The following is a 16,596-nucleotide window of genomic DNA, read 5'->3' on the forward strand; positions in this document are numbered from 1 at the left end:
GGGCATACCCGGCGCAGCCGCGGGCTTGCGTGGCACATCGATGATCGATAACTTATCGACAACCGATAACAACGACTTTCGATAAGGAGTGAGTCATGGCATCCCCCCGTCCGACCTCGCGCATCCTGTCCCGCGGTGACACCGCGGGGTTCCTCTTCTTCGTGGTGCTGGGTCTCGGCCTGGCCGTGTGGGCTGTGGTGCACAGCGTGATCCGCATCGCCGAAGTGCTTCCCAATCGCGATGTGCGCGTTGCCGCGCCCTTCCTCGACACCGTCGCGCAGGCGCCACTCGGGCCCCACGGCGCCGCCGTGCAGATCGAACTGGTCACCGGCGTCCTCGTCGCACCAGAACTGCCGATCGCCTCCCTCTGGGCGCTCGTGATCGCCGAAGTGCTCCTCGCGGCGGTCGTCGTGACCGTCGTCGTGCTGCTGCTGCTCCTCGTCGCCGATATCCTGCGTGGCCGCATCTTCAGCCGCCGCAACACCACGCTCGTCTCCGCCGCGGGCGCCGTGACCCTCGTCGGCCTCGCGGGCGTCCCGTTCTTCCAGAACATGGTGGCCAACGGCGCGCTCGCCCGCCTGTCGGACTACACGTACGACCGCGGTCTGGTGCAGATCATCGACCTGCCGGTGCTATTCGGCGCGGCGTTCATCGCAGCTCTGGCCGGCACGGTCTTCACCGTCGGCGACCGCCTGCAGCGCGACACGGAAGGACTCGTGTGATGAGCGACCCGACACCGGTCTCGCCGCGAATGGAGCGCGGCATCGTCGCTCTCTTCGTCGCCGCGAGCGCCGTCATGGGCTCGGTGCTCGCTCTCCCCGCCGTGCGCAGCGCGATCGGCATCGCCACGGGCGACGGGGGTTTCAGTCTGCTCACCGACGCCGCCGTCGTCACCGCGCACACGGGCACCGGCGCGCAGACGGTCTCCGCCCGATACGAATCGGCCTGGGTGGTCGCCGACGGTCTGAGTGCGGGAGCGCGCAGCCTTCTCGTGTCAGGGACCGCTGCGGGAGCGTTGACGACTCTGTTGACCATCGGTGCCGTGATGCTGTTCTTCCTCTTGGTGACGTGGGGACGCCCCTTCCATCGCGCCCTGCTGGTCGCGACGCGCGTTGCCGGGGCCTCGCTGCTGATCGGCGGCATCCTGTCGGCGGGCTTGACCGGGCTCGGACGCATGATGGCCGCCACCGAACTGAATCCATCGGCCGGGGACGTCTTCGTCATCGGGTCGGCCTTCGAGCCCATTTGGGCACTGGTCGGCCTGGGCGTTCTCGCCCTCTCCGTGGTGTTCTCCTACGGGATCCGCCTGCAGCGCGACACGGAAGGACTCGTGTGAGCCCCGCGACCGAGGACGACGGGCCCAGCGGCATCCATTGTCGGCTCGACGAGCTGCTCGCCGAACGGGGCATGACGCTCACGCGACTGAGCGAGCTGGTCGGCGTGAGCATCGTCAACCTTTCGGTGCTCAAGAACGACCGCGCCCGCGCGATCCGCTACTCGACCCTCGCGGCGATCTGCCGCGCTTTGGACTGCGAGGTGGGCGACCTGCTGGTGGTGCAGCGGTAGGCGCTGCCGCGGGGCTACTGCAGCGCCGAGGTGAGGCGCGCGAGGTTGTCGAGGATCGTCGAGCGGAGCGGCTGGCGCCGCCACTCCTCCGCCGTCAACTCGCGGCTGAGGGTGCGGTACACGTCTTCGACGCGCTGCATGTCGCGCACGAACTCCTCGCCGCGCACGAGCATCGAGATCTCGAGGTTGAGACCGAACGAACGCATGTCCATGTTGCTCGAGCCGATGACGGCGACCTCGTCGTCGATGGTCAGGCTCTTGCTGTGCAGGATGAAGGGCTTGCGGTACATCCAGATCTTCACGCCGGCGGTGAGCAGCGCCTCGTAGTAGCTGCGCTGGGCGTGGTAGACCATCGCCTGGTCGCCCTCTTCCGAGACGAAGAGCTCGACGTGCACTCCGCGCTGGCACGCGGTCGTGATCGCGAGGAGCAGCGCCTCGTCCGGCACGAAGTACGGGCTGACGATGATGATGCGCTCGCGGGCGGCGAAGAGCAGACCCAGGAAGAGCTTCAGGTTGTTCTGGAAGTCGAAGCCGGGACCCGAGGGGACGATCTGGCAGTCGAGGTCGCCCGGGCCGGATTCGACGCTGAACAGGTCGATCTCGTCGGTCAGCGTCTCGTCGGTCTCGCTGTACCAGTCGCTGAGGAACACCGCGTTGATGCTGGCGACGACGGGACCCTGGACGCGCACCATGAGGTCGACCCAGTGGAGTCCCCGTCGGATGTTCTTCCGCAGGTTGTAGGACGAATCGGTCACGTTCTGCGACCCCATGAACGCGACGTCGCCGTCGATGACGAGGAGCTTGCGGTGGTTGCGCAGGTCGGGACGCTGGTAGCGGCCACGCAGCGGCTGGACCGGAAGCATCAGATGCCAGTGCGCGCCCATGGCATCCAGCCGTCGAAGAGTCTGACGGTAGTAGGGCTTGCCGCGGTTGGCCCAGTGGTCGAGGAGCACGCGCACGACGACGCCGCGCTCGGCGACCTCCTCGAGGGCGCGGAAGAAGTTGTCGGTGGAGGCGTCGGTCTGCAGGATGTAGAACTCGACGTGCACGTAGCGTTTCGCCCGGCGGATGGCATCCGCCATCGTGTCGAGGCTCTCCTGGTAGTCGGCGATCAGGGTCGCGGCGTTGTCTCCCGCGATGGGCATGGCGCCCAGATTGCGGTTGAGGCGCACGAGCGCGCGGAACCAGTCGGGGGCGTTCGGGCGGAGAGTGCCGAACTCGAGCGACTCGCTCGTGTCGTGGATGTAGCGGTTGATGTCGGCCTGCTTGCGTCGGCGCTTGCGCGGCAGACGCGGGTTTCCGATCAGCAGGAACAGCAGCACCCCGACGTACGGGATGAAGTAGATCGCGAGGAGCCACGCCATCGCCGCGGTGGGCCGGCGGTTACGCGGGACGATGATGACCGCGGCGATGCGCACGACGAGATCGATCACGAACAGCGCGATGACGAGCCAGCTCGCCTCGAACGTGGTGTCGATCACGGGACCTCCTGGGCGGAATGTCCCCCCAGCGTAGTGACCGGCTCCGACACTCGGAGAACGGCGGCGCTCAGCGCGGGGTGCTGTCGGAGGCGGGGAGTCCGCGCTTCGCGCGTTCCTGCGCTTCGATGCGGGCGTAGGCCTTACGTTCCGTGCGGTCCATGCGGATCACCGAGCGGAGGATGAAGAAGAAGATCACCGACACCGCCAGCGTCGGCAGCAGCGGCCACAGCACGGCAGTCCAGACGTCATCCACCCGTTCAGGATACGACCATCTCCTGTGCATCGGTCGGGAGGACGACCCCTCCCTCACACCCGGCGGACTTTCCGATCCCTCCCCAGATCGGGGTTCTCGCCGGGCGGCCGACCGATCGTCCCGGCCATCCTCATGGGCATGTCAACGATCGTCCGCGCCGGATCCTCGGCCGAATTCCTCGCCCTCGTCCCCCACCTGCTCGAGTGCACGCCGCACCGGAGTCTCGCCCTCGTCGCGTTCGCCGATGGGCGTTCGATCGGAGCACTGCGCGTCGATCTGCCCGACCCGGCGGTCGGCGCCGACGTCGACGTCGACAGCGTGGCCTCCACCGTCATCGGGATGGCGTGCAAGATCTCGCGAGCGGATGCCATTGCCGCCGTCGTCTACTCCGATCGCCGTCTCACGGATGCCGAAGACCTGCCGCACCGTCAGCTCGTCGATGCCGTTCGGTCGCGGGCCGACATCTGCGGCCTCCGCGTGACGGACGCACTCGTCGTCGGCGCCGACGGGTGGGACAGCTACCTGACGCCCGCAGAGAACGGCCCGCTCCCGCTCGCGGACATCGAGGCGCGCGACGATCTGCCCGCGGTGGACGGCGACCAGCTCTCCGCGGTGGCGCTCCCGGAGATCGCGCGGGCGTCTGTCGAAACCGTGGCACGTCTCCTGACCGACGTCGAGCATCTCCTCTCGCGTTCGCGCGCGGCGAAGCGACTATCCGGACGCCATCGCAGCGACGCCGCGAAGCTCATCGATGTCCTCGGCGATCCCCCGGCCGTATTCGAGGCCGCCGTGGCCTCCGACTCCCCGCTCGACGTCCAGCAGCTGGCCGCGATGTCGTTCTGCCTCCAGAGGCCCGCGCTCCGAGACGTCGCCCTGATGCAATGGGTCGGCGACCTCGCGACCGGCGACGCCACCTACCGCGCACAGTTCGCCTTCGCGGAGGGGCGCGCGTTCCCCGCTGACCTCGCCCGCCCGATGTGCGGCGAGGGTGCGCGGCCCGAACCGACGCGGCTTCTCCGCGCGCTCGAGGCCTGCCGTCAGGTCGCCGCGGCGAGCCCGCGCGCGGAGCGTCCCGGTCCGCTCGCCGCGTGCGCGTGGCTCGCATGGGCCGGTGGTCGATCGACGCACGCGGGGGCATACGCCGACCAGGCCCTGGCGATCGACGCCGAGCACGGCCTCGCCGGGATCGTGCGCACGCTCGTGGGTCACGGGCGTCTGCCCGAGTGGGTGTTCGAACGCCCCGCGGCTACTTCACCAGCGGGAACAGGATCGTCTCACGGATCCCGAGCCCGGTGATGGCCATCAGCAGGCGGTCGATCCCCATCCCCATACCGCCGGTGGGCGGCATGCCGTGCTCGAGCGCGCGGAGGAACTCCTCGTCGATGGACATCGCCTCGTCGTCACCGCGGGCCGCGAGCTTCGCCTGCTCGGTGAAGCGCTCGCGCTGGATGACGGGGTCGACCAGCTCGGAGTACCCCGTGGCGAGCTCGAAGCCGCGCACGTACAGGTCCCACTTCTCCACGACGCCGGCGATCGAGCGATGCTCACGTACGAGCGGGCTGGTGTCGAGGGGGAAGTCCATGACGAACGTGGGACGGGTCAGTCCGCCCTTGACGAAGTGCTCCCACAGCTCCTCGACCCACTTGCCGTGCGTCTCATGAGCGGGCGCGTCGACGCCCGCCTCGGCGCCGAGAGCACGCAGTTCGTCGAGCGTCGTCTCGGGGGTGATGGCCCGCCCCGCCGCGTCGGAGAGCGAGTCGTACATCGAGATGCGGTCCCACTCGCCGCCGAGGTCGTACTCGGTGCCGTCGGCCCACGTCACGGTCGTGGAACCCGCGACGGCGACGGCCGCGTCCTGGATGAGGGTCTGGGTGAGGTCGGCGATGCCGTTGTAGTCGGTGTACGCCTGATAGGCCTCGAGCATCGCGAACTCGGGGCTGTGTGTCGAGTCCGCTCCCTCGTTGCGGAAGTTGCGGTTGATCTCGAAGACCCGATCGATACCGCCCACGACCGCACGCTTGAGGAACAGCTCCGGCGCGATGCGCAGGTAGAGGTCGGCGTCGAAGGCGTTCGAGTGGGTGATGAACGGGCGGGCGCTGGCACCACCGTGCTGCACCTGCAGCATCGGAGTCTCGACCTCCACGAACGAGCGCTCGGCGAACGTGCGGCGCAGGCTCGCATTGACCTTGGCGCGCGCGAGCACCGTTTCGCGGGCACGATCCCGAACGATGAGGTCGAGGAAGCGGCTGCGGACGCGGCTCTCCTCGCTGAGCTCCGAGTACAGGTTGGGAAGGGGGAGGACGGCCTTGGCGGCGATCTCCCACTCCGAGACCATGATCGACAGCTCGCCGCGGCGGCTCGAGATCACCTCGCCGGAGACGAACACGTGGTCGCCGAGATCGACGAGCTCCTTCCACGCCTGCAGGGACTCCTCGCCCACGTTCGCGAGCGACACCATCGCCTGGATGCGGCTGCCGTCGCCGGACTGCAGCGACGCGAAGCACAGCTTCCCGGTGTTCCGGCTGAACACGACGCGCCCCGCGACACCCGCGGTCACACCCGTCTCGGCGCCGGCCTCGAGGTCGCCGTATCGCTCGCGCAGCGCGGGGATCGTGTCAGTGACCGGCACGGCGACCGGGTACGGGCCGCCCGCGGCATCCGCACGCTCGGCGAGCAGGCGTTCCCGCTTGGCGAGTCGGACCGCCTTCTGCTCGAAGACGTCGTCTTCGGTCGGTTCGGCGTCGTTCGCGGGCGCGTCGGTCATCGTGAAGGCTCCTCGGGGTCTCGTCGAGTTTATCCGCGAGGCGCCGGGCGTTTTCCCGGAGCGGGGATCCGCTCAGCGCAGCGAGATCTCCGCGTTGTCGATGAACCGGTGGCCACCGACCGTCGCGGCGATGAGCGCGATGGCTCGCCCGCGGTGCCCGTCGTCGACGGGGAGGAAGGTCTCCGGATCGACCACCGAGAGGTACTCCAGACCGATGCGCGGCTCCCCCATCAGCGAGGACTGCGCGGCGGCGATGCAGGAGTCCACACCCAGATCGGCATTGGATGCCGCGGCCTCCAGGGCGACCGGGAGCTTCGCGGCAGCGCGACGATCCGCCGGTTCCAGCAGACCCACGCGACTGGAGATCGGAAGCCCGTCCTCCGCGCGCACGGTCGGCACCAGTGCCGTCTCGATCCCGAAGTCGAGGTCGCGGATCATGCGCCGCACCAGGAACTCCCGCTGCAGGTCGCGCTCGCCATAGACCGCGACGTCCGGGCGGATGAGGTGGAACAGCTTCGCCTCGACCGTGAGGACCCCGTCGAAGTAGAACGGCCGCGTGCGTCCCTCGTAGCGCAACCCCAGGTCGCCCGCGGAAACGCGCGTGGTCGCCGTCCCGGCAGGGAGGAACTCCCCCGCTGTCGGCGCGAACACGAGATCGATGCCGAGCTCGTCCAGCAGATCGGCGTCCGCGTCGGGGGTGCGGGGGTAGGCCGCGGTCTCCTCCGCCGTGCGGAACCGCAGCGGGTTGACGAACGTCGACACCACCACGAGGTCGGCCCGCTCACGCGCGGTGCGGATGAGGTCGACGTGTCCGTCGTGGAGGGCCCCGAGCGTCGAGACGAGAGCGACGCGCGCAGCACCGCCCGGGCGATCTGCGCCTCTGGCCTCGGCCAGTCGGGTGCGCAGATCCGAGATGGTGCGGATCATCCGTCGATCGTAGCGTCCGGCGGGATGCCGTCCGCGCCGGTCGACCCCGTCCCCTCCGCCAGCGCCTGGTCGACGCTGGAGCGCACGAGCGCCGAAAGGTACGCCCCGGGTGTTCTCCACGCCGACGCCGGCGAGGAGTTTGGCCGACTGGCGAACGATCGACCGAGAGAACTGTGTCGCCGTCGCCACCGCCTCGGCGTACGCGGGACGGTCGGCCTCGGCGATCACCACCGGTTCGCACCCGAGTTCGACCGCGAGCGCCTGGGCGATGGGCAAAACGGGAGCGGGGGCCGTGACCGCCGCGTACGCCTGCGAGAGCTGGCGGAGGTCGATGGACGACGCCCCGGTGAACACGATCGCCGGATGGATGGCGAGCGGGATCGCCCCGCGCTGGAGTGCCGGCGCCAGCACCCCGACGCCGTATGCCGGGTCAGTGTGCAGCACGAGCTGCCCGGGCTGCCACGCGCCGATATCAGCGAGCCCGGCCACGAGCCCCGGGAGCTGGTCGTGCGGCACCGCCACCACGACGAGTTCGCTGCGGCGCACGACCTCCTCCGACGACAGCACCGGGAGAGCGGGAAGGATCGCCTCCACGCGGTCGTCGTCCGATCCCGACGTGATGCCGGTCAGGGCGTGGCCCGCGCCCGCGAGGGCGGCCCCGATCACCGGCCCTACGCGCCCCGCACCGATGATGCCGACACCGAGCCGACCGTCGCGTCCGCCGCTCATCCGGCCCACCGGTGGCTCCGGTCGCCCGCCGCCGCCGCGACCGTGGCGCGGGCGGTGTCGTCGAACAGCGCGAGCGCGGCATCCCGATCGAGAGCCCCGACCGAGGTCCGAACCGTGCCGGGGATCACGTGCGCGGCGAGCGTCGCCGTGCGGGTCGCTCGGGCGAGCGGCCCCTGCCGCAGCCCGATGGACTGCAGCCGCGCCAAGGGGATGACGGTGAGGGTGCGGTGCGCCCAACCTCGGCGGAGGAAGATCGCGTCCGCCGAGACGACGGCGCCGTTGCGCCGCCACGAAAGGGGCCGCAGCAGCCAGACCCGGCGAGGTGTGCTCACGTAGGGATCGTCGTCCACCGGACCCAGGATGCCTTGGCGGAACACGTACGTCCATTCGTCTGCGGGGAGGGCGGGGACGAGGATCCCCAGCACGCGCTCGACGTCCTCGCGCGTCCCGATGGGGAGCACTGTGGCGAACGGATCCGCGTTCGAGTCCGACGACCCGCGGCTGTGCCCCGTCAGCCTGTTGACCGAGATGCTCCACCACCCGAACGGGCGCCACATCAGGGGCTGGTGCACCTCGATCGCGTGGACACGACCCGGGGGCAGAACCTCGCTCACCGTCGTGAACAGACCGGACGTGAGCCGTACCCCGTCGGGGCTCGGGGCGATCGCGTACCGCAGCCCCCGCGCGATCGAGCGCACGTAGTAGGCCCCGAAGGCCAGGAAGGCAGGAACCATCGTGAACAGCACCCAGAGCGTCGAGAACGAGGCCGCGACGACGATCACGGCGATCAACGCCACGAGCGTCAACGTGGAGCCGCTCAGCACCCGCGACGCGACGAGACGTCCGAACGGGATCCGCACGATGCTCTCGGGTTCGGCGTCGGAGAAGTCCTCACCGTCGACGATGCCCTGGATGCCGGCGGCGACCGCACCGGCCGCCTGCTGGACCGGAGACCCGGACGCGACCGCAGCTGCGCCGCGCTCCGCCAGGCGACGACCGGATGCCAACCGCAGGATGTCGCCCCGGACCGTCTCGGCCGCAGGCGCCGACAGGTACTCGAGCTTCACGTTGGAGTCGAGACCGGCGCCGACCACCTCGAGCTTCGCGAGTCCGAGGAGACGAGCCACCAGCGGCCGCGTCAGGTTGACCCCCTGGACGCGGTCGAGCGGGGCCCGACGATGCGTGCGGAAGAGGACTCCCGACCTCACCTCGACGTCGTCGTCGCTGATGCGGAACGTGTGGAACCGCCACGACAGCCGGAAGATCACGAGGAGCACGATGAGCACCGCGAGCGCCCCACCCCCAGCGATCAGGATCAGGTTATGGGCCAGGATGAAGTCCACCGGGTCGGGTGGGACGACACCGGGCGGCAGGTCCGTCACGGCGGGCAGGAACAGCTCGATCAACCGCTCGCGCAGGTTCGCGACGATCACACCGATCATCACGACGAGGAACAGCCCACCCCGCAGCAGTGGCGTGAGGGGGTGCAGACGCTGCCACTCACCGTCGCTCAGCGGCGACCGCACGAGCGCCCGGGGAGGCGCGCCCTCGTGAGTGGACGGAGCATCGCCGGGCACCGCGGCACCGGGGACGGCGTCGCCCGGTAGCGCGGCCCCGGACACCCCGGCGTCCGGCCCCGCGGCCCCCGGAACCGACCAGCCCGGCGCACCGTCCCCGGGCAGCGCCCCGCCCGCGCGCGACGGATCGGTCACAGCCCGGTCCGGCGGGTCTCGGCGACGTCGATGAGGGTGTCGCGCAACTGCTCCGCGGCGGACTGCGTCAAGCCCGGGATGGTGATGCCCGAGGAGGCGGCCGCCGTGACGAGCTTGAGCTGCGCGATCCCGAAGCCGCGGTCGAGCGGACCGTGCGTGATGTCGACCAACTGCATGCGGCCGTACGGCACGGCGACGACGCGCTGCCACAGGATCCCCCGACGGAACACGAGGTCATCGCGCCGCAGTTGGTATCCGAACGCGCGCGCCTGCCGTGGCGTGATGATCATCGTGATCGCCGTGATGAGCAGGACCACGCCGACGGGGATCCACTGCCAGAAGACCCCGCTGAGAACCTGGACGACGATGGCGGCGGCCAGCGCCAGCACGAACAGGGCACCCTGCGAGATCAGCTGCACCCTCACGTACGCGCGGGCGAGCTGGTGCCATGTGCCGTCCCCGAGGGGCAGCCGCCCCGGGCCGCGCGGCTCGAGGATCCGCGAATACGTCGCGTCGTCGAGAACGGATGCCGTGGACTCAGGCGGGGGAACCGGCGTCGGGGTGCGCTCCGGAAGATCCGGGGTGTTCGTCATCGTCGTCCTTCCGGATGGTGCACAGCTGCTCGGCCACGAGACCCGCGACGACGAGGAGGGCACCACACACGGCCGTCGCGATGATCGACCCCAATGAGCCTAACGACGGAGTGAAGGGACGTGTGAAGACGAAAGCGAGAAGCCCCAGCGCGAAGCCGGTCGCTGCAGCACCCACGAGAGAGGAGGCCTTCGCCAACATCGCGATCCGCAAGGCCCGGAACGGGTCGATGCGCCGACCGCTGCGGCCCCGCGACGCCCGGAAGATCGGCACGGCGAACGCCACGACGACCGCGCCCAGAAGGACGAGAATCGTCGGCAGACTCGTCGCCGGCACGAAGGTGGGACGACCCGTCGACGTGAGCACGGTGTCGACGAGGAACCCGACGACGAGACCCACGAGCGCCGCGACGAGGAGGATCGTCGCCCCTGTCCGCTTCACGGCGTGTCCTTCCCCTCGGCGTCGACCGACGGAGCGTCCTGCCCCGCGCCGCCGACGGGCCGAGCGCCCTGCCCCGCACCGCCGCCCGACCGTGCGTCCTGCCCCGCACCGCCGCGCACACCCGCCAGCAGCGCGTCCACGCGACCGCGGCCGGGGATCACGGCATCCGGGTCGATCGCCACCCACGGAGCGAGCACGAACTCGCGCTCGTGGGCGCGCGGATGCGGAACCGTCAGCCGCTCGTCGTCGATGCGCTCGTCACCGTAGGTGATCAGGTCGAGGTCGAGCGTGCGATCGCCCCACTTCTCGCGCCGCACGCGGCCGTGCTCGGCCTCGATGCGGTGCAGCTCGCGCAGCAGGGTCGTCGGAGCGAGCCGCGTCTGCAGCAGAGCCACGGCGTTGAGGTACCGCGGTGCGTCCGCGTCCTCACCGGCGAGCGTCACGGCCACCGTCTCGATCGGCGCCGACACGCGCACGTCGGTGGTCAGCGGCAGGAGCCGGAGCTCCTCCACGGCGGCGGCGAGCGTCTCGGCGCGGGAGCCGAGGTTGGCGCCCAGCGCGACGACCGCCGCGACCGGATGATCGGCGGGCGGGTCGCCGATGCCGTGGGCCAGACGAACGCTCACGCGCGGCCCCTCCGGATCGTCACCGACACGTCGCCGAACGGCACCGTGATCGGCGCCTGCGGCTTGTGCACGGTCACCGTGACGAGCATCACCCGCTCGTCGGACAGCACGTCGTCGGCGATCCGCTGCGCGAGGGTCTCGAGGAGATCGACGGGGTCGTTCTCGACGTGCGCCACGATGCGTTCGGCGAGCTCGCCGTAGTGCACGGTGTCCACGACGTCATCCGACTCGGCCGCCGGGCGCAGCGACAGCTGCAGCGTCGCGTCGACGACGAACTCCTGCCCCTCGCGCTTCTCATCGGCGTACACGCCGTGGAAGCCGAAGGCGCGCACCCCCGTCAGCGTGATCTCGTCGGCGAAGTCCATCAGGCCTCCCAGGCGCGGGCGACGGCGAGGGCGTCGCGAGTGGTCGGAACGTCGTGGACGCGCACGGCCCACGCACCGGCCCGATCGGCCAGGACGCTGGTGACGGCGGTCGCGAGGTCGCGGCGGGCGAGGTCGGCATCCGCGCCGATCGCATCCGCGAGGAAACGCTTGCGGCTCGTGCCCACCAGGACGCGACAACCGAACCCCGCCAGCCGTGACAGCGCGCGCAGCACCTCCCAGTTCTGGTCGCCCCGCTTGCCGAAGCCGATGCCGGGATCCACGACGATGCGGGATCGCGGGATGCCGGCCGCCTCGGCCGCGTCGACCCGCTCCCCCAGCTCGGCGAGCACCTCGGCCACCACGTCGTCGTATTCGGCGCGCGCGTACATCTCGGACGACGGCCCGCGCCAGTGTCCCAGCGCGATGTCCGCGCCGGACTCGGCGACCGCCGCCAGCATCTCGGCATCCGCGAGCCCGCCGGACACGTCGTTGACCAGACGCGCCCCCGCCGCCACGGCGGCCCGCGCCGTCGCGGCGTTCATCGTGTCGATGCTGACGAACAGCCCCTCGGATGCCAGCACCTCCACGACCGGGAGCACGCGCTGCTGCTCGATCCGCGGTGCGACGCGGTCCGCGCCGGGCCGCGTCGATTCGCCGCCGACGTCCAGCAGGTCGGCCCCCTGGGCCGCGAGGGAGCGGCCGTGCGCGATCGCGACGTCGGGGTCGAGGAAACGCCCGCCGTCGCTGAAGGAATCAGGGGTGACGTTGAGGATGCCCATCACGAGCGTCACGGGCGGTCCCGCCCGATCAGCGCGACGAGCTCGGCGCGGGCGACCGGGTCGGTGTACACCCCTCGCGCGGCGATCGTGACGGTCGACGCGTCGGGCTGACGGCCACCGCGCATCGTGACGCACTCGTGCTCGGCATCCAGGATCACGAGCACGCCGCGCGCGTCGAGGGCGCCGGCGATCGCGTCCGCGACCTGTTCCCCGAGACGCTCCTGCACCTGCGGGCGGGCCGCAAGGATGTCGATCACGCGCGGCAGTGCCCCGAGTCCCACGACCCGTTCACCCGGCAGATACGCGACGTGCGCCCGGCCGCGGAACGGCAGCAGATGGTGCTCGCACATCGAACGAAACGCGATGTCACGCAGCATCACCGCCCCGGAGGGCAGCGTGTCCGGCGCCGGCCCACGACTCACCGAGATCGTGTGCTGCAGCGGGGCCGTGGCATCCTGCCCCACTCCCCCGAAGAACTCGGTCCAGGAATCCGCCACGCGCGCCGGAGTCTGCCGGAGGCCCGGGCGATCGGGGTTCTCCCCGATCGCCTCGAGCAGCTCGCGTACGAGCGCCGACACGCGCTCCCGGTCGACGGCCACGGCGCCTTAGGCGGTGGCCGGACGCGTCTGTCCGCTCGGCCGCTGGCGCTGCGGCTGGGTCGCGGGCTGAGCGTCGGCCTCGATGGACGCGGCGACACCCGAGGGCGCCTGGCGACGAGGCACCTCGACCGGCGGCAGGCTCGACACCGGGCGGTCGCCCGACGAGAGCCACTGCGGGCGCGGGGGCAGACGCTTGACGTCCTTGAAGATCTCGGCCAGCTCCAGGTGGTCGAGCGTCTCCTTCTCGAGGAGGGCCAGCGCGAGGCGGTCGAGCACCTCGCGGTTGTCGTTGATCACCTGGTAGGCCTCGTTGTGCGCCTGCTCGATGAGCCCGCGGACCTGGGCGTCGACGCGCTCGGCGATGCGCTCCGAGAAGTCGCGGCCGTGACCCATGTCGCGGCCCATGAAGACCTCACCCGACGACGAGCCGAGCTTGACCGGGCCGACCTCGTTGGTCATGCCGTACTCGGTGACCATCTTGCGGGCGATGCTGGTCGCCTTCTCGATGTCGTTCGAGGCGCCGGTGGTGGGGTCGTGGAAGACGATCTCCTCCGCGACGCGGCCGCCCATGGCGTACGTCAGCTGGTCCTGCAGCTCGTTGCGGGTCACGGAGTACTTGTCGTCGAGCGGCAGCACCATCGTGTACCCCAGCGCCTTGCCGCGCGGGAGGATCGTGACCTTGGTGACGGGGTCGGTGTGGTTCATCGCCGCCGCCGCGAGAGCGTGACCGCCCTCGTGGTAGGCCGTGATGAGCTTCTCCTTGTCCTTCATCACGCGCGTGCGGCGCTGCGGACCGGCGATGACGCGGTCGATCGCTTCGTCGAGGGCGCGGTTGTCGATGAGCTGAGCGTTGGAGCGCGCCGTCAGGAGAGCGGCCTCGTTCAGGACGTTCGCGAGGTCGGCACCGGTGAAGCCGGGCGTCTTGCGCGCCACGACCTCGAGGTCGACGGAGTCCGACAGCGGCTTGCCGCGGCCGTGCACCTCGAGGATGCGCTGGCGGCCCTTGAGGTCGGGGGCGTCGACGCCGATCTGCCGGTCGAAACGACCCGGACGGAGGAGCGCGGGGTCGAGGATGTCGGGACGGTTGGTCGCGGCGATGACGATGACGTTGACCTTGGGGTCGAAGCCGTCCATCTCGACGAGCATCTGGTTCAGCGTCTGCTCGCGCTCGTCGTGCCCGCCGCCCATGCCGGCGCCGCGGTGGCGACCGACCGCGTCGATCTCGTCGATGAAGATGATCGCGGGCGAGTTCTCCTTGGCCTGGTTGAACAGGTCACGCACGCGGCTCGCGCCGACACCGACGAACATCTCGACGAAGTCCGAACCGGAGATCGAGTAGAAGGGCACGCCCGCTTCGCCGGCGACGGCGCGGGCGAGCAGGGTCTTACCCGTTCCGGGAGGGCCGTACAGCAGCACGCCCTTGGGGATGCGCGCGCCGACCTCCTCGAACTTCTTCGGGTCCTTCAGGAAGTCCTTGATCTCGCCGAGCTCTTCGATCGCCTCGTCGGAGCCCGCGACGTCCTGGAAGGTAACGGTCGGCGTCTCCTTCGTGACGAGCTTCGCCCGCGACTTCCCGAACTGCATGACCTTGCTTCCACCGCCCTGGGCGCTGGAGAGGAGCCACCAGAACAGCAGCCCGAGCAGCACGAGCGGCAGCATGAGCGAGATGAACCCGTCGAACCAGCCCGGGCGCGGGACCACGTCGTTGAAGCCGTCCTTCGGGGCGGCGTTGTCGATCGCGGTCGCGACCTCCGACGCGCGCGCGCCGCCGTAGTAGAACTGCACGCTGTCGGCGCCCTCGTACGGCTGGGAGAGCTTCAGATCCACGCGCTGATCGGTGTCATTGGTCGTCGCGGATGCCACCGTGTTGCCCTTGAGCAGCTGGAGGCCCTCCTGAGTGGAGATCTGGCGCGCGCCGCTGAGGTTCGTGATGAGCGAGAAACCGATGACCAGAAGCAGACCGACCAGCAGAACGTAGATGATCGGATTGCGCGTGATCTTCTTGAAATCCATGGTGGGCGAGCCCAGCCCTTTCGTGATCCGCTCGGGAAAAAGCGGTTCAAACAGGGTAACGCCCGACGGCTATGCCGAGACTGTGCGTTCGTCGTGGGCGTACCGGGACCATGGATGCCACGCCCCCGCGCGCGGCATCCCGACCGCCGTCAGGAGTAGACGTGCGGCGCGAGCACGGCGACGTCGCGCAGGTTGCGGTACTTCTCGGCGTAGTCGAGCCCGTAGCCGATGACGAAGTCGTTGGGGATGTCGAACCCGACGTAGCGGCACTCGACCTCGACCTTCATCGCGTCCGGCTTTCGCAGCAGCGCGAGGACCTCGACCGACGCGGCGCCGCGCGAAGCGAAGTTCTCCAGCAGCCAGCTGAGGGTCAGGCCCGAGTCGATGATGTCCTCGACGATCAGGACGTCCTTGCCCGTGATGTCGGTGTCGAGGTCCTTGCGGATCTGCACGACACCGCTCGAGCGCGTGCTCGCGCCGTACGAGGAGACCGCCATCCAGTCCATCGTGATGTGGATCGGCAGGTGACGGGCGAAGTCGGCCATCACCATGACCGCGCCCTTCAGCACGCCGACGAGCACGACGTCGCGCCCGGCGTAATCTTCCGCGACCTGCGCGGCGAGTTCGGCGAGTTTGCCGTGGATCTGCTCCTCGGTGAGGAGGACTTCGCTGATGTCGTCGGAGATGTCGGCCGCGCGCATCCTGAAAGTCTACGCAGGAGGATTCAGGATGCCGCCCGCGCGACGATCACGCCCGAGGCCGACGACCCGATCTCCCAACTACTCTCGACACCGGCCGTCTCGGAGGCGACGACCGTTCGTTCGGGCAGAGCCTGGCTCAATCGTCGAGCCAGGCGTCGGACATCTTGCTCGTGCCCGGCGCTAGCCGATCGGCCGAGAAGCTCGAGCGAATCTGCGTCTTCGAAGATGTCGACCGCTGCGCGGGGAAGTCCGATGGTCATGGTCGGCGAGAGCGCGTATCCCACCGATGACTCCTCCAGCCCGGCGGGCAACCCCGGGGAGTCGATCTCCCCGTCGCGGAGCGCGGCGTACAGGGGGAGCAGCGTGGCAGCAAGGATGAGGCCGCGGAAATCGTCCTCGGACCAGGACGAGTTTTCGTCGAGACCCGGCGGCGGGTCCTGCACGAAGTTGCGCCACACGGCATCCTCCGTGCGATCCGTACCGCCCGGACCGATCGCGCCGGGCGCAAAGTGGGCGACCGATACGGCGTAGATCGCGTGGGACCCGAGCAGGAGTGCCAGTTGCCGCAGGTTGCGGTTCACCCGCACACCGGGCTGAGGCTTCAGCTGCGCGCGGGCCCGCTCCGCGACTCTCGAGTCGTACCGACCGGCGGTTCCTTTGGCCTCCAACAAGATCCGCGCTCCGGGTAGGGGTTGACCCGGCGGGGCCGGTGGCAGCGGCGCCCAACCGATCAGGTCGGGACGTCCGGCACGGTACAGATGCCCGAGCAACCGCAGAACGGCATCCACATGAACAAGAGCACCCGCTCCGAACAGGCGCTCGGCTATGACGGACCCTTGCGTCATCCCCAGGACATAGCTGATCACTGTTTTCTCCGAACCGTCGAGACCCGCATATCCGTCGGCGAGGACCCAGTGGTCGTTCGCTTCGGTCAAACACGATTCGATCATTGCGGCGCGCCAACGGAGGTCGAGGCGCGGCCCGCCGTTCGCTCCGTCGAGGATCGATGCATGACCGACCGAGACGGCGTGCGCTTGGAGGTCAGCCAT

At 69.9% G+C, this 16,596-nt stretch carries 18 protein-coding genes and 1 pseudogene; 4 read left to right on the forward strand and 15 right to left on the reverse strand.

Annotation, left to right across the window (positions count from 1 at the left end; translation table 11 throughout):
• The first annotated feature begins 95 nt into the window (after positions 1 to 95).
• Genes RKD05_RS04240 through RKD05_RS04250 form a run of 3 tightly spaced genes read left to right on the forward strand, consistent with a single transcriptional unit; the run spans position 96 to position 1,566 of the window.
• Positions 96 to 722 (forward strand): hypothetical protein, encoded by a 627-nt coding sequence (locus RKD05_RS04240; RefSeq protein ID WP_424708238.1) that lies wholly within the window; start codon positions 96 to 98, stop codon positions 720 to 722.
• On the forward strand, positions 722 to 1,336 hold the full coding sequence (locus tag RKD05_RS04245) for a hypothetical protein (protein WP_424708239.1): 615 nt from the start codon (positions 722 to 724) through the stop codon (positions 1,334 to 1,336). Before RKD05_RS04240 ends, RKD05_RS04245 begins: the two co-directional genes overlap by 1 nt.
• Positions 1,333 to 1,566, forward strand: coding sequence for a helix-turn-helix domain-containing protein (locus tag RKD05_RS04250; protein WP_424708241.1), 234 nt, complete (start codon positions 1,333 to 1,335; stop codon positions 1,564 to 1,566). Before RKD05_RS04245 ends, RKD05_RS04250 begins: the two co-directional genes overlap by 4 nt.
• 14 nt (positions 1,567 to 1,580) lie before the next feature.
• On the opposite strand, the gene cls is transcribed toward RKD05_RS04250, so the two are convergent.
• Positions 1,581 to 3,044: a cardiolipin synthase gene (gene cls, locus RKD05_RS04255; protein WP_424711766.1), complete on the reverse strand. Its 1,464-nt coding sequence runs from the start codon at positions 3,042 to 3,044 to the stop codon at positions 1,581 to 1,583.
• A 70-nt stretch (positions 3,045 to 3,114) separates the two neighbouring features.
• Positions 3,115 to 3,300 (reverse strand): hypothetical protein, encoded by a 186-nt coding sequence (locus tag RKD05_RS04260; RefSeq protein ID WP_022879137.1) that lies wholly within the window; start codon positions 3,298 to 3,300, stop codon positions 3,115 to 3,117.
• Between the two features lie 138 nt (positions 3,301 to 3,438).
• On the opposite strand from RKD05_RS04260, the gene RKD05_RS04265 reads away from it, so the two are divergent.
• Positions 3,439 to 4,596, forward strand: a complete 1,158-nt coding sequence (locus RKD05_RS04265) for a DUF4192 family protein (RefSeq protein WP_424708243.1) — start codon at positions 3,439 to 3,441, stop codon at positions 4,594 to 4,596.
• Here RKD05_RS04265 and lysS read toward each other — a convergent pair.
• The 13 genes and pseudogenes from lysS to RKD05_RS04330 form a co-directional block, all read right to left on the reverse strand.
• A complete protein-coding gene (gene lysS / locus RKD05_RS04270) occupies positions 4,547 to 6,064 on the reverse strand; it encodes a lysine--tRNA ligase (RefSeq protein ID WP_424708245.1) in 1,518 nt (505 codons plus the stop codon). The genes RKD05_RS04265 and lysS overlap by 50 nt on opposite strands.
• 72 nt (positions 6,065 to 6,136) lie before the next feature.
• The gene (gene panC / locus RKD05_RS04275; protein ID WP_424708247.1) at positions 6,137 to 6,991 is read right to left on the reverse strand and encodes a pantoate--beta-alanine ligase; all 855 of its coding nucleotides are present in this window, start codon (positions 6,989 to 6,991) and stop codon (positions 6,137 to 6,139) included.
• Positions 6,988 to 7,720, reverse strand: a pseudogene (locus tag RKD05_RS04280) (DUF2520 domain-containing protein). The gene panC and the pseudogene RKD05_RS04280 overlap by 4 nt, the downstream one beginning before the upstream one ends.
• Entirely contained in the window at positions 7,717 to 9,432 is a 1,716-nt protein-coding gene (locus RKD05_RS04285) for a PH domain-containing protein (protein WP_424708248.1), read from the reverse strand. Before RKD05_RS04285 ends, RKD05_RS04280 begins: the two are co-directional and overlap by 4 nt.
• On the reverse strand, positions 9,429 to 10,025 hold the full coding sequence (locus RKD05_RS04290) for a PH domain-containing protein (RefSeq protein ID WP_424708250.1): 597 nt from the start codon (positions 10,023 to 10,025) through the stop codon (positions 9,429 to 9,431). The genes RKD05_RS04285 and RKD05_RS04290 overlap by 4 nt, the downstream gene beginning before the upstream one ends.
• The gene (locus tag RKD05_RS04295; protein WP_424708251.1) at positions 9,970 to 10,464 is read right to left on the reverse strand and encodes a DUF3180 domain-containing protein; all 495 of its coding nucleotides are present in this window, start codon (positions 10,462 to 10,464) and stop codon (positions 9,970 to 9,972) included. The genes RKD05_RS04290 and RKD05_RS04295 overlap by 56 nt, the downstream gene beginning before the upstream one ends.
• On the reverse strand, positions 10,461 to 11,090 hold the full coding sequence (folK, locus tag RKD05_RS04300; RefSeq protein WP_424708252.1) for a 2-amino-4-hydroxy-6-hydroxymethyldihydropteridine diphosphokinase: 630 nt from the start codon (positions 11,088 to 11,090) through the stop codon (positions 10,461 to 10,463). Before folK ends, RKD05_RS04295 begins: the two co-directional genes overlap by 4 nt.
• The gene (gene folB / locus RKD05_RS04305; protein WP_424708253.1) at positions 11,087 to 11,455 is read right to left on the reverse strand and encodes a dihydroneopterin aldolase; all 369 of its coding nucleotides are present in this window, start codon (positions 11,453 to 11,455) and stop codon (positions 11,087 to 11,089) included. The genes folK and folB overlap by 4 nt, the downstream gene beginning before the upstream one ends.
• Entirely contained in the window at positions 11,455 to 12,246 is a 792-nt protein-coding gene (gene folP, locus RKD05_RS04310) for a dihydropteroate synthase (protein ID WP_424708255.1), read from the reverse strand. Before folP ends, folB begins: the two co-directional genes overlap by 1 nt.
• Positions 12,243 to 12,833 (reverse strand): GTP cyclohydrolase I, encoded by a 591-nt coding sequence (folE, locus tag RKD05_RS04315; RefSeq protein ID WP_424708257.1) that lies wholly within the window; start codon positions 12,831 to 12,833, stop codon positions 12,243 to 12,245. The genes folP and folE overlap by 4 nt, the downstream gene beginning before the upstream one ends.
• A 6-nt stretch (positions 12,834 to 12,839) precedes the next feature.
• Entirely contained in the window at positions 12,840 to 14,846 is a 2,007-nt protein-coding gene (gene ftsH / locus RKD05_RS04320) for an ATP-dependent zinc metalloprotease FtsH (protein WP_424708259.1), read from the reverse strand.
• Between the two features lie 149 nt (positions 14,847 to 14,995).
• On the reverse strand, positions 14,996 to 15,547 hold the full coding sequence (hpt, locus tag RKD05_RS04325) for a hypoxanthine phosphoribosyltransferase (RefSeq protein ID WP_022879726.1): 552 nt from the start codon (positions 15,545 to 15,547) through the stop codon (positions 14,996 to 14,998).
• A gap of 23 nt (positions 15,548 to 15,570) precedes the next feature.
• Complete coding sequence (locus RKD05_RS04330) at positions 15,571 to 16,596, reverse strand: hypothetical protein (protein ID WP_424708261.1); 1,026 nt, start codon at positions 16,594 to 16,596, stop codon at positions 15,571 to 15,573.

Origin of the sequence: Microbacterium sp. SLBN-111 (assembly GCF_049739645.1) — a bacterium.
Taxonomy (GTDB): domain Bacteria; phylum Actinomycetota; class Actinomycetes; order Actinomycetales; family Microbacteriaceae; genus Microbacterium.

Coding starts and splice junctions, on each gene's coding strand:
- RKD05_RS04240 (WP_424708238.1), top strand. CDS start 96: ATGGCATCCCCCCGTCCGACCTCGCGCATCCTGTCCCGCGGTGACACC.
- RKD05_RS04245 (WP_424708239.1), top strand. CDS start 722: ATGAGCGACCCGACACCGGTCTCGCCGCGAATGGAGCGCGGCATCGTC.
- RKD05_RS04265 (WP_424708243.1), top strand. CDS start 3,439: ATGTCAACGATCGTCCGCGCCGGATCCTCGGCCGAATTCCTCGCCCTC.
- lysS (WP_424708245.1), bottom strand. CDS start 6,064: ATGACCGACGCGCCCGCGAACGACGCCGAACCGACCGAAGACGACGTC.
- panC (WP_424708247.1), bottom strand. CDS start 6,991: ATGATCCGCACCATCTCGGATCTGCGCACCCGACTGGCCGAGGCCAGA.
- RKD05_RS04290 (WP_424708250.1), bottom strand. CDS start 10,025: ATGACGAACACCCCGGATCTTCCGGAGCGCACCCCGACGCCGGTTCCC.
- folB (WP_424708253.1), bottom strand. CDS start 11,455: ATGGACTTCGCCGACGAGATCACGCTGACGGGGGTGCGCGCCTTCGGC.
- ftsH (WP_424708259.1), bottom strand. CDS start 14,846: ATGGATTTCAAGAAGATCACGCGCAATCCGATCATCTACGTTCTGCTG.
- hpt (WP_022879726.1), bottom strand. CDS start 15,547: ATGCGCGCGGCCGACATCTCCGACGACATCAGCGAAGTCCTCCTCACC.
- RKD05_RS04330 (WP_424708261.1), bottom strand. CDS start 16,596: ATGGCTGACCTCCAAGCGCACGCCGTCTCGGTCGGTCATGCATCGATC.